The 11,186-nt window shown below is 71.8% G+C and carries 13 protein-coding genes; 10 read left to right on the plus strand and 3 right to left on the minus strand.

The window, feature by feature from the left end; genetic code table 11:
* Positions 1 to 235 precede the first annotated feature (235 nt).
* The 9 genes from rsmD (at position 236) to mutM (ending at position 6,670) form a co-directional block, all read left to right on the plus strand.
* Positions 236 to 799 (plus strand): 16S rRNA (guanine(966)-N(2))-methyltransferase RsmD, encoded by a 564-nt coding sequence (gene rsmD / locus I4J89_RS11205; protein WP_196413807.1) that lies wholly within the window; start codon positions 236 to 238, stop codon positions 797 to 799.
* Positions 796 to 1,275, plus strand: a complete 480-nt coding sequence (coaD, locus tag I4J89_RS11210) for a pantetheine-phosphate adenylyltransferase (RefSeq protein ID WP_196413808.1) — start codon at positions 796 to 798, stop codon at positions 1,273 to 1,275. Before rsmD ends, coaD begins: the two co-directional genes overlap by 4 nt.
* 104 nt (positions 1,276 to 1,379) lie before the next feature.
* Positions 1,380 to 1,877: an ATP synthase subunit B family protein gene (locus tag I4J89_RS11215; RefSeq protein ID WP_196413900.1), complete on the plus strand. Its 498-nt coding sequence runs from the start codon at positions 1,380 to 1,382 to the stop codon at positions 1,875 to 1,877.
* Positions 1,878 to 1,950: 73 nt separating this feature from the next.
* Positions 1,951 to 2,553, plus strand: a complete 603-nt coding sequence (locus I4J89_RS11220; protein WP_196413809.1) for a YceD family protein — start codon at positions 1,951 to 1,953, stop codon at positions 2,551 to 2,553.
* Between the two features lie 5 nt (positions 2,554 to 2,558).
* Positions 2,559 to 2,732 carry a 50S ribosomal protein L32 gene (rpmF, locus tag I4J89_RS11225; RefSeq protein ID WP_196413810.1) on the plus strand — a complete coding sequence of 58 codons (174 nt, stop codon included), beginning with the start codon at positions 2,559 to 2,561 and terminating at the stop codon, positions 2,730 to 2,732.
* Positions 2,733 to 2,789: 57 nt separating this feature from the next.
* A complete protein-coding gene (locus I4J89_RS11230; RefSeq protein WP_309238266.1) occupies positions 2,790 to 3,734 on the plus strand; it encodes a phosphate acyltransferase PlsX in 945 nt (314 codons plus the stop codon).
* The gene (rnc, locus tag I4J89_RS11235) at positions 3,727 to 4,599 is read left to right on the plus strand and encodes a ribonuclease III (protein WP_230858666.1); all 873 of its coding nucleotides are present in this window, start codon (positions 3,727 to 3,729) and stop codon (positions 4,597 to 4,599) included. The genes I4J89_RS11230 and rnc overlap by 8 nt, the downstream gene beginning before the upstream one ends.
* Before the next feature lie 26 nt (positions 4,600 to 4,625).
* Entirely contained in the window at positions 4,626 to 5,795 is a 1,170-nt protein-coding gene (locus tag I4J89_RS11240; protein WP_230858667.1) for a glycosyltransferase family protein, read from the plus strand.
* An 11-nt stretch (positions 5,796 to 5,806) separates the two neighbouring features.
* Positions 5,807 to 6,670, plus strand: a complete 864-nt coding sequence (gene mutM / locus I4J89_RS11245) for a bifunctional DNA-formamidopyrimidine glycosylase/DNA-(apurinic or apyrimidinic site) lyase (RefSeq protein WP_196413813.1) — start codon at positions 5,807 to 5,809, stop codon at positions 6,668 to 6,670.
* Between the two features lie 121 nt (positions 6,671 to 6,791).
* On the opposite strand, the gene I4J89_RS11250 is transcribed toward mutM, so the two are convergent.
* Genes I4J89_RS11250 through I4J89_RS11260 form a run of 3 tightly spaced genes read right to left on the minus strand, consistent with a single transcriptional unit; the run spans position 6,792 to position 10,353 of the window.
* Complete coding sequence (locus I4J89_RS11250) at positions 6,792 to 7,346, minus strand: spherulation-specific family 4 protein (RefSeq protein ID WP_196413814.1); 555 nt, start codon at positions 7,344 to 7,346, stop codon at positions 6,792 to 6,794.
* Positions 7,343 to 8,842: a hypothetical protein gene (locus tag I4J89_RS11255; RefSeq protein WP_230858668.1), complete on the minus strand. Its 1,500-nt coding sequence runs from the start codon at positions 8,840 to 8,842 to the stop codon at positions 7,343 to 7,345. Before I4J89_RS11255 ends, I4J89_RS11250 begins: the two co-directional genes overlap by 4 nt.
* Positions 8,839 to 10,353 (minus strand): DUF3492 domain-containing protein, encoded by a 1,515-nt coding sequence (locus tag I4J89_RS11260; protein WP_196413815.1) that lies wholly within the window; start codon positions 10,351 to 10,353, stop codon positions 8,839 to 8,841. Before I4J89_RS11260 ends, I4J89_RS11255 begins: the two co-directional genes overlap by 4 nt.
* A 524-nt stretch (positions 10,354 to 10,877) precedes the next feature.
* Between I4J89_RS11260 and I4J89_RS11265 the strand changes: the two genes are divergently transcribed.
* On the plus strand, positions 10,878 to 11,072 hold the full coding sequence (locus tag I4J89_RS11265) for a hypothetical protein (RefSeq protein WP_196413816.1): 195 nt from the start codon (positions 10,878 to 10,880) through the stop codon (positions 11,070 to 11,072).
* Positions 11,073 to 11,186 lie beyond the last annotated feature (114 nt).

The following is an 11,186-nucleotide window of genomic DNA, read 5'->3' on the forward strand; positions in this document are numbered from 1 at the left end:
CGACGACGCCTCCCCACGTCGTCCAGCGAGCGACTCGTGGTCGCACGCAACGGTGCCCGACCCTAGCCAGTTCCCAACATCAAAGAAACGTCTCAGCGCTCGCTAAGGCTCTTGATACCAATCTGAGATCTTCGCTGTACCGAACGGAACGGTACCGTTGCGCGTAGTGCCTACGACGAGGGAAATGTTCACGCGAAGGTGGCTTGGTCCCAGTGGTGAAGTAGCGTCCCCTGTGATGACCAGGATTATCGCGGGTGCGCACGGCGGCCGGCGTCTGTCCGCACCGTCCGGTGCGCACACCCGGCCCACATCGGATCGCGTCCGGGAGGCGTTCTTCAGCTCGCTGGAGACGATGACCGACCTGTCGGACGCCCGGTTCGCAGACCTTTATGCCGGATCCGGCGCGGTCGGCCTGGAGGCGTTGTCCCGGGGTGCGTGCCACGCGCTTCTGGTCGAATCGGACGCGAAGGCGGCGCGGATCATCCGGGACAACATCGTCGCTCTCCGCGTCGGCCCGGCCACCCGGCTGGTGACCGGCAAGGTGCTGCCGACCCTCGCCGACCCACCCGCCGGCGGCCCGTACGACGTGGTTTTCGCCGACCCGCCGTACGCGCTGGGCGCCGACGAGGTCGACACCGTGCAGGAGGAGCTGGTGGCCAACGGCTGGCTGGCGCCGGACGCCGTGGTGATTTTCGAGCGGTCCACCCGTTCCGGGCCGTTGAGCTGGGTGGACGGCCTCATCGGCGAACGCACCCGGCGTTACGGCGAGACCACACTTTGGTACGGTCGCCGATCATGAGACGAGCGGTGTGTCCAGGATCCTTCGACCCGGTCACCAACGGGCACCTCGACATCATCGGACGGGCCAGCCGGCTCTTCGACGAGGTGATCATCGGGGTCCTCATCAACCAGTCGAAGGTCGGGCTGTTCACCATCGAGGAACGCATCGAGATGCTGGGCGAGGCGACCGCGCAGTACGACAACGTGCGGGTCGCGGCCTTCCACGGCCTGCTGGTCGACTTCTGCCGCGACCAGGGTGCCGCCGTGGTCGTCAAGGGCCTCCGCGCGGTGAGCGACTTCGATTACGAGTTGCAGATGGCGCAGATGAACATCGGCCTGTCCGGTGTGGAGACGCTGTTCATGCCGACCAATCCGCTCTACTCGTTCCTCTCGTCGAGCCTGGTCAAGGACGTCGTCAAATGGGGCGGCGACGCGTCCGCGTACCTGCCGGACCCGGTTCTCGACCGCCTGATCAGCCGCCTGAAGCAGAGCTAAGGCGTACCGGCGTGCCGGAAACTGGCACGGCGGTGACGCAGTAACGTGATCGCACCACGCTGAGTGGGCGGGGCGGTTGGATGGACGACGGGAGTGAGGCGCCGGTGGATCCGCTCGACGGCATCGACGAGATCATCGACCTCGTGCACGAAGCGCGCTCCGTGCCGATGTCGCGGACGAACGTGATGATCGACCGGGATCACATGATCGAAAAACTCGAGGACCTCCGCGCCGCGCTCCCATCGGAACTGCGTAAGGCGGCTGCCGTCCTGGAGGAGCGGGACCGGATCATCGAGGCCGGGCGCCGGGAGGCGGACCGGATCGTCAGCGAGGGTGAGACGGAACACGCCCGGCTGGTCTCGGTGAACGAGATCACGGTGTCCGCCGAGCACGAGGGCGCCCGGATCATCGCCGAGGCGCGTACCGAGGCGCAGCGCCTGCGTGAGGAGGTCGACGACTACGTCGACACCGCCCTGGCGAACTTCGAGCAGTTCCTGACCCGTGCGCTGGCCTCGATCGAGCGCGGGCGGGACAAGATGCACGCCCTGCGCGAGATCGGGACGTTCCAGGGCGAGGACAGCGAGCGCCCGCTCCCGTTCTGAGAGGGCGATTCGACGGCGTCCGACAAGCTCAGGTAATGTTTTCCGTCGGCCTACCTATGGCTGAGAGTTCACTATGCCAAAGTCACCGCAGAGTCACCTGGACCCCAGGCAGCCGCTGGTCGTCGACACGACGAAACTCCCCCGGCAGCCTGGTGCGACGCGTGCCCTGAATCGGGTGGTCCCGGCGCCGGCGGACCTCGGCCTGGAGCTGATCTCGGTCCCCGAGGGTTCCGACCTCGAGCTCGATCTGAGCCTGACGTCGGTCTCCGAGGGGGTGTACGTCAGCGGCACCGTGCGCGGCTCGCTCTCCGGCGAGTGCGGGCGTTGCCTCAACGAGATCGGCAAGTCGTTCGAGGTCTCCCTCGCGGAGCTGTTCGCCTACGCGGACAGCACCACCGAGGAGACGACTGACGAGGACGAGGTGGGCCGGATGCAGGGCGACCTGATCGACCTGGAGCCGGCGGTTCGGGACGCGGTAGTGCTGACCCTGCCGACCAACCCGCTCTGCCGGCCGGATTGCCCAGGGCTGTGCCCCGACTGCGGGGTGCACTTCGACAACCTCCCGGCTGATCACAGCCATGAGGACGTCGATCCCCGCTGGGCCGCTTTGCGCAATTTGACTGGGCCTTCAGAGGCGGCTTCGCCGCCACACCCGAAAAAAGCAAACGAGGAGTAGGAACCGTGGCCGTCCCCAAGCGCAAGATGTCGCGCAGCAACACCCGCTCGCGCCGGGCGAACTGGAAGGCGACCGCGGTGATCACCGCGGCGTGCCCCCAGTGCAAGTCGCCGAAGCTGCCGCACGCCGCTTGCTCGGTCTGTGGCACCTACAACGGCCGTCAGGTCCTCGAGGTCTGACGCCGCCGCGTGACGCGCCCGATCATCGGGCGGGTCGCTCCTGAGCGGTGGCGAACCATCGGTGCCACGGCTCCCGGACAACGGACTGTCGGGGAGCCTGGCACCGCGCGGATCGCCGTCGACCTCCTCGGCGGGGACCAAGCTCCCGACGTCGTGGTTGACGGCGCTCTGCGTGCCTGCCAGGCCGATCCGTCCCTGCACCTGACTCTCGTCGGCCCGGCTGATGCCGCCGACGCGGTTCTCGCTGCCCTGGACCCGGCCGACCGGCAGCGGATCACGACAGCGATCACGCCGGCCGACACCGTCCGCAACGCGGTACGGGCGATCGCGCAGGGACACGCCGACGCCCTCGTCTCGGCCGGGGACACCGCCGTCACGGTTCTCGCCGCGGCTCGCGAGCTGGGCCGCTGGCCGGGCGTACGCCGTCCCGCGCTAGCCGCCATCCTGCCCACCGCGGCCGGCCGGCTCGTCCTGCTCGACGTCGGCTCGACCGTCGATCCGGACGCGGCGACCCTGGCCGTGCACGCGCGCCTCGGTGCCGCGTACGCCTCGGTCGTGAACGGCGTCACCGAGCCCCGCGTGGGCCTGCTCACCATCGGCAGCGAGCCCGGCAAGGGCGACCGCCTGCGCCGCGCGCTGCCGCCCCTGCTCGAAGAACTGCCGCTGCCCGCCGCCGCCCGCTACATCGGCCTGGTGGAGGGCAACGACGTCGTCCTCGGCAGTGCCGCCGACGTCGTGGTGACCGACGGGTTCACCGGCAACGTACTGCTCAAGGGCCTGGAAACCGGGTACGCCCTGGCCGGCCCGCCCGCCCCCGACACCGATCTGCCACCCCGGGCGGCGCTGCTGCTCGGGGTCGGCGGCACGGTCGTGGTGTGCCATGGCGCCGCCACCGGCCCGGACCTAGCCGCGGGCATCGGCTTCGCGGCCGACCTGCATCGCCGCGCCTCGGTCGCGGCCATCGCCGATCTCCTGAGGTACAGCGAGGTATCCCATGATTGACAAGCGTCGCCGCCCGTCCACCGCGCCCCTCGAGGAGGCGTTCGGTGTGCCGTTCGCGCCGGAGCTGCTGGAACGGGCACTGACCCACCGGTCGTACGCCTACGAGAACGGCGGCCTGCCCACCAACGAGCGGCTGGAGTTCCTCGGCGACTCGGTGCTCGGCGTGGTGATCACCTCGGCGCTCTTCCACAACCACCCGGACCTGCCCGAGGGCCAGCTCGCGAAGCTGCGGGCCAGCGTGGTCAACATGCACGCCCTCGCCGACGTGGCCCGCGGCCTCGGCCCGGAGGGTCTTGGCCCGCACCTGCTGCTCGGCAAGGGCGAGGAGACCACCGGCGGCCGGGACAAGGCGAGCATCCTCGCCGACACGCTCGAGGCTCTGCTCGGCGCGATCTACCTGGAGCACGGCCTGGAACTCGCCGGCGAGGTGATCCACCGGCTGTTCGACCCGCTGATGGCCGAGTCGGCCGGGCGCGGAGCGGCGCTGGACTGGAAGACCAGCCTTCAGGAGCTGACCGCGGCGCTGGGGCTGGGTGTGCCGGACTACGAGATCGAGGACTCCGGCCCGGACCACGCGAAGACGTTCACCGCCTGGGTGGTGGTCGCCGGCGAGCGGTACGGCGGGTCCGAGGGCCGCAGCAAGAAGCAGGCCGAGCAGCGGGCCGCCGCGGCGGCGTGGCGGACACTGACCGAGCGGGCCGAAGCCGAGATCGAGGCCGCGACCGCAGCCGCGGCCGCGGGGGGGGGGGGGGGGCGGCGGGGGGGGGGGGGCGCCCTTCGGGTGGCCGCGCCCGCCGCGGCGGCCGGGGCCGCCGCGGCGGCCGCGACCGAGGTGGCTGAAAGTCCGGCGCCGGACGTGTCATGATCCCGGCCGTGGACGGAGTGAAGGTTGTGGATGAGCCCGACGCCGGCGCGGTGGCGGAGAAGCCCCGGCTCTGGGACGCCGCGGGCGGCTGGACCGGAGTGCTCACCGCGATCGGCATCCTGGCGCTGACCCGCGCCGGGCAGCTGCTGATGATCTGGTGGCTCGGCGGGGCCACCGCTGAGCCGCGCAGCATCCGCGAACGGCTGCTCATCTGGGACGGTGGCTGGTTCCTCCGGGTCGCGATGGACGGTTATCCGGAGGGGTACACCTACGACGCGAACGGCACCCTGCAGGGCAATGAGCTGGCCTTTTTCCCGGTCTACCCGATCCTGATCCGGACCGGGGCGGCGCTCGGGGTGGATCCGGGCACGGCCGCGCTGGCCGTGGCCTGGATCGCCTCGATCGGCGCCGCGATCGCGCTGCACCTGCTCGGCACCAGCCTGTACGGCAAGAAGGCGGGCTGGGCCCTGGTGGCCATCTGCTGCTCCGCTCCGGCCTCGGTGGTGCTGTCCATGGCGTACTCGGAAAGCATCTTCCTCGCCCTGGTGGCCGGCATGTTCGCGGCCGCGCACCGCCGGGCCTGGTGGGCGGCCGGCCTGCTCGGCCTGGCCACCGCGCTGAGCCGCCCGACCGGCGTCGCCGCCGCGCTCGGCCTCACCGTCGCCGCGCTGCTGGCGATCCGCGAACCCGGCGAGAAGAAGCTGCCGCCGCTCGCCGCCGCTGCGGCCGCCCTCGCCGGGGTGCCGCTCTTCCTGGGCTGGGTGGCCTGGCGGGTGGGCGACCTGACCGCCTGGTTCAAGATTCAGACCGCCGGGTGGGGCACCTCCTTCGACTACGGCAGCAGCACGCTGAAGTTCCTCAACACGACGCTGCGCACCGGCGACGGATGGGTTCCGATGAGCGTCGCCCTGATCCTGCTGGTCGCGCTCGCCGCGGCGGGGGTGGCGCTGGCCCGGAAGACGTGGCTGCCCCTAGCCGTCTACGGTGTCGTGGCGATGGTCCTGGTGTACGGCCAGGCCGGTTTCTATCACTCCAAGCCCCGGTTGCTGCTGCCCGTACTGTTGACGCTGCTGCCGGCCGTGGTGGCCGCCTCCCGCGCCCGTCCCCGGGCCGCGATCCTGTCGATCGTGGCGTGGGCGCTGTTCGGCCTCTGGTACGGCGCCTACCTGGTAACCGTCTGGCCCTACACGCTGTAAAGGACACCGGAGTGCCCGAGCTTCCCGAGGTCGAGACCGTCCGTCAGGGCCTGGCCAAGTGGGTGGCCGGCCGTACCATCACCGCGGTCGAAGTGCACCATCCCCGGGCGATCCGCCGGCACTTGCCCGGCGACGCCCACTTTGCCTCGGTGCTGGCCGGCCGGACGATCCTGGACGTCTCCCGCCGCGGCAAATACCTGTGGCTACCGCTGGACTCCGGCGACGCGATCATCGGCCACCTCGGGATGAGCGGCCAGCTGCTGATGCAGCCCACCGACGCGCCTGACGAGAAGCACCTGCGGATCCGCTTCTCCTTCACCGACGGCGGTCCGCAGCTGCGCTTCGTCGACCAGCGCACGTTCGGCGGCCTCTCGGTCTCCGAAGGCGGCGCCGAACTCCCCGACGAGATCTCACACATCGCCCGCGACCCGATGGACCCGCTCTTCGACGACGAGGCCTTCGTGGCCCGGCTGCGCGGCCGGCACACCGAGATCAAGCGAGCCCTCCTGGACCAGACGCTGATCTCCGGCGTCGGCAACATCTACGCCGACGAGGCACTGTGGCGCGCCAAACTGCACGGCGCCCGCCCCACCGACCAGCTGACCCGCCCGGCCGTGAAGCGGCTGCTGGCATACGTCCGCGAGGTGCTAGGCGAGGCGATCGTGGCGGGCGGGACCAGCTTCGACGAGCTCTACGTGGACGTGAACGGCGACAGCGGCTACTTCGACCGCTCCCTCAACGCCTACGGCCGCGAGGACGAACCCTGCCGCCGCTGCGGCGCACCGATCCGCCGCGAGCACTTCATGAACCGGTCCTCGTTCAGCTGCCCCCGCTGCCAACCACGCCCAAGATCAAAACCATCCGCGGTACGGTGACCGGCCGTACCGGCCGCGACCACGTGCCCACCCCCGGCTTGGCCCACGCTCAATGCTGTCTCGACGGCCGCCAGACAGCACCCACGTTGGGCCGGACAAGACCCTGACCACGAAAAGACGTCTAGTCCGCGCGATGCGCCCCGGCCGTACTCAGATTCGGGCTGGCATCGGTGGCCAGGCCGAACCCGGCCCCCCGCCGCCCCATCAGCCGCCGGGCGGCGGTGAGCAGCGCGGTCGGTACGCCATGCACGATATGCCCGTCCCCAGGCCGGCACCCGTCCCCGTCCCAGCTCTGATAAGCCCCCCAAGGTCCCTCGAACGTGCAGATCCGCACTCCCAGATCCCGGTAGAGCGGATGAGTCGGCACCCCCGGATTGAGCACCACCCGGTGCAGCCCACGCCGCGCCGCGAGCCGCACGGTGAGCGCCACCGGTCCGACCCCGCCCGACCCGGCCGGCGCCCGGTCCAGAAAAAGCCCTTCCACACCGTCAGCCCGCCACGCGTCCACGTCGGTCAGGACATCGGCGAGCGAGCGACTGCCCCAGTCCAGATCGATGCGGCCCAGCGACTGGTGCAGGGTACGGCGGTCACCAGGCTGTTCCCGGATGATCCAGGTCTCGGCGTCGAGTTCCAGCTCGGGCGACGGGTGGGCGTACGGGGGGAACAGGGTCTTCACGGCGTCCTCCGGAGATCGGCAGCGGTCAGGGCGACGATGAGCAGGCCGGCGAGGTGGGTCGCGGCCAGGACGGCGACGGCCGCGGGCAGCGGGCCGGCCGGTGACGGAAAGAGGGCGAGGACCGCGGCGGCGGACGGCGGTAGTGCCGCGAGTGCCGCGGCCACGCCGGCCCGGGATCGGGCGGCGAGCAGGAACGTGACGGCGAAGACGCCGCCCAGCAGGGTTCCGGCGGCCAGGGCCAGCACCGCGTTCTGGGCGCCGGGAACGGTGGCCAGGCCGTACGGCAGCCGGAAGGCGGCCACCGCCAGGCCGGCACCGGCGGCCAGCGGCGGCAGCAGGCCGGCCAGCGTGATCGCGGTCACGTTGCGGACGTGCCGGTCGAACTCGGCGGCACTCTCCGCCGAGTCGAGCCCCGCGTCCAGCCGGTCGGTGTGCCAGCCGATCAGCGCCTCCAGCAGCGGGACGGCCAGCAGCAGGGGCAGTGCGGCGGGCAGCGGCATGACGGCCGGGGCGGTGCGCCAGAGCAGCACCACGCAGATCGCCTGGGCGGCGCCGATCATCAGGTAAGCGGCGCCCCGGCGGCGTTCGGCGGCGGTGAGCCCGGGTCCGCGGGCGGGCCGGGACGGGATCAGGGCGGGCCGGAACGCGCGTACCGTCACCGCCACGATCGCGGCCGGCAGCAGCGTTTCGACCGGCACCGGCAGCACCGGCGGGGCCAGCGTTAGGCCGGCGAGCAGCCAGCAGGGCACGTACCAGGCGGCGACCGACCGCTCGGAGCGGGTGACCAGCGCGGCGGTCACCGAGCCAAGGGTGAGCAGCCCACCGATCCCGACCGTCGCGGCGAGCGCGCGGTCCGGCCCCAGCAGGGCGTCCGGCGCGATCCACACCAGCGCGCACCAGAGCCCGGCCATCGCGGCGAATCCCGCGCCCACCAGCCGGGCTGCGGCCGCCGGTCCGCTCCGGCGGGCCACGTTCACCCCGGCGCCGGTCAGGGCCTGCGCGGCGGTCCAGCCGAGCAGCAGCATGACGGCCGGCACCGGCCAGGCAACCCGGCCCAGCGTGGCCGCGGCGGCCAGCGCGACGCTGAGCGGTCCGAGATAGAGCAGGCAGCGCACGAAAGCGAGCCCGAGGTAGGCACGCCGGGCAGGCGCGCGCCGGCTTCCCTTCCTTTTCCGGTACGCGTAACCGGCGCTCTCATCCAGGAAAGAGGCATCCCGCCCCACCGGCTCGACGCAGGCCACCTCGTCCGGTTCGGACGGCGCGACGGCCCCGGCGGCGAGCACCGGCGACTCCCCGGTCGGAGCCGGGAACGCCACTTCGGACCCGAGCTCCGGCACGAACTCGGCCGAGTGCCGTCCCACGCTCCGGGTCCGTCGGCGGGGCGGGGCGAGGTCGTCGCGTACCGGTGCCTGGTTGACCGCGGAGTGCCGGGGCTCGTCCGCCCCGGCGTTGCGGCGCCGGCTGCGATTGCGCGCCGTACGTGTGGTGGTCGTCATGAGTTCTCCCGAGTCAGCCAGCGCACGGTCGCCGGCGTCGTGGCCCGCGGCGCGGGGACGGTGAGCGCCAGCTCGAAGGCGGGCGCCGGCGGGGGTGCGGCCAGGTCGGTGTAGAGGGCGCCGTACACCCGCACCACCCGGTCGACGGTGAAGTGGTTCAGGGCCCGCTGCCGCGCGGCGTCGCCGAGCGCCCGGCGCCGGGTCGGGGTGCGGAGCAGGTCGACGATGGCGATGGCCAGCTCGGACGGGTCGTTCGGCGGCACCAGCACCCCGGCCTCGCCGAGCGTCTCGCCCGCCGGCCCGACGTCCACGCCGACCACCGCGCGACCCGACATCATGGCTTCCACCAGCCGGTACGGCGGGTCGGCCGGTCCCGGCACGTGCGCCACGACCTGGCCGACCGTGTACCGGTCCCGCGGGTCGGCTGGCAGCGGGTGCAGGCGTACCGTCCGGCCCAGTCCGGTCCGCTCGATCTGCTCGGCGCAGTGGTCCTCGTGTGCCGCGGTGACACCGACCAGGTGCAGCACGGTCCCCGGCACGGCCGCCGCCACCTCGGTGAACGCCTCCAGCACGAGAGCCAGCCCGCTGTCCGGCCCGCCGCTGCCGGCCCAGACCACGGCCGGAGCCGGGCTCAGCTCCACCGCTCCCGGATACTCCCGCGGGTCCACCCCGGCCGGCACCTGCACCAGCCGGGACGGCATCGCCCCGTGCTCCAGCGCCCACCCGTGGTGATAGGTGCTCAGCGGTGCGATCAGTTCCGCCTCGGCGTACCCGGTACGGGCCACCGAGGTCCGGAACCGCCGCAGCACCGTGCGTACCCCCACCGACAGCCGGTCCTCGGCCGGTCGCTGTCGCGGCACCGCCGCCCGCGCCTCGGTGAGCAGCAGCGGCGTGCCGCTACGCCAGCGCCCGGACAGGGCGGCCAGCAGCGGCGTGGTCCCGCCCACGCAGTGCACCAGTTCCACCTCCGGCAGCGGAACGGCCAGCGCCCGCATCGCATGCCGCAGCAGCGTCGCCGCGGTACGCGCGTCCCGCACGCTGAGCCGGGGCAAGGGCTGGTCCGGACCGAGCTCAGCCTGCCGGGTCCGCCACGCCTCCAGCAGCGCGTCCGCGAGCGGCACGCCGGCCAGCGGGTCCGGTGCGCCGGCCAGCTCGGCGATCCGGCGCAGCCCGGTGGCGAACTGGCCGGTGATCGGGAGGTCGTCGCCGAGCAGTCCCCGGCAGAGCATGCTGGCGGCCTCGACGGCGCCGTCCGGGGTGGCGGCCCGCCGTCGTTCGGCACGGCCCGGGTCGCGGCCGAGCGCGACGGCACGCGCGGAGCCGACATGGAACGGAAGCGGGTACGCCGGCGCGGACGGCAATTCACGGTCCGTGACGGTCAGCAACTCGAAGCGGAATCGGCGCAGGCCCTCGACGAGGGTCCGGCACCAACCACCGAGCGCGTCCCGCCGGTACGGGTACCCGCCGCCGGTCAGCAGGCAGATGCGCTCACGCGACGGGGTCGGATTCACGCAGGAGGCAACGACACAACCCGCCGAAGTCAACGGAGCATGTCGGTTAGGCGACACAATTACGTACCTTATGACCGCATTTGTCGTCCTGGTTTGCCCGTTTTTGCCCGAAAGGGGTCTAGCTGCGGGGCGGTTTTGTGCCGATCGTGATCGACGCCGGTCACCGCAAACGGCCGCCGATCACGCCGGAAGATCGGCAGTCCGGGTGAACCCTGGTAAGAGCGGTGGGACCCCACTCGTGGCGTGATTCACTGGAATCGAGCGCGCAACCGGTGAAGCCCCGGCTTGACGGAGCGTGGGGATCGGCGGACTATGGAGATGTCGCCAGTCGCGCCCACTCATGCCCCGGTTCCATTCAGGGCTTGAGCATCTGCACCTGAAGAACCTCGCTCGATTTCTCAGGCGGGATTCTGTGCTCACGCGTGCCCGTGAGTGCTGGTGCATCACACGCACTGGGCGCCACGTTGGCCGGCTCTTCCGGCAACGCAAAACAAACGAGACGCAGCGCGTCACAAGGAGTCACGATGGCGAAGGCCCTCTACGGCCACGTAGGTGCGGCGCCCGACCGGCGCCTCCTCGACGAGGTCACCCGACTGCGTTCCAGGGTGCAGGCCCTGGAGTTCGAGGTCACCCGCCTCCGGGCGGAAAATGATCGTCTCGCGGCGGCGGCCGCGGAGGCAGACGATTTCGCGCGGCTCACCGAGCCCGCACTGACCTGAGCTCCGACCGAGCGCCGGTGGATACCGCGGGGTGATCACCCGGCGTTCACATCCCCTCGCACGCCAGACGCACCGAAGAAAGAGCGCGCCTCCACGTCTGTGGCGGCGCGCAGT

It is taken from the genome of Actinoplanes aureus (assembly GCF_015704865.1).
Taxonomy (GTDB): Bacteria; Actinomycetota; Actinomycetes; order Mycobacteriales; family Micromonosporaceae; genus Actinoplanes; species Actinoplanes aureus.

Bases quoted from the DNA above. Each gene is read 5' to 3' on its own strand.
- I4J89_RS11220 (WP_196413809.1), top strand. From the start codon at position 1,951: ATGCCAAAGTCACCGCAGAGTCACCTGGACCCCAGGCAGCCGCTGGTC.
- rnc (WP_230858666.1), top strand. From the start codon at position 3,727: ATGATTGACAAGCGTCGCCGCCCGTCCACCGCGCCCCTCGAGGAGGCG.
- coaD (WP_196413808.1), top strand. From the start codon at position 796: ATGAGACGAGCGGTGTGTCCAGGATCCTTCGACCCGGTCACCAACGGG.
- I4J89_RS11255 (WP_230858668.1), bottom strand. From the start codon at position 8,842: ATGACGACCACCACACGTACGGCGCGCAATCGCAGCCGGCGCCGCAAC.
- I4J89_RS11265 (WP_196413816.1), top strand. From the start codon at position 10,878: ATGGCGAAGGCCCTCTACGGCCACGTAGGTGCGGCGCCCGACCGGCGC.
- rsmD (WP_196413807.1), top strand. From the start codon at position 236: ATGACCAGGATTATCGCGGGTGCGCACGGCGGCCGGCGTCTGTCCGCA.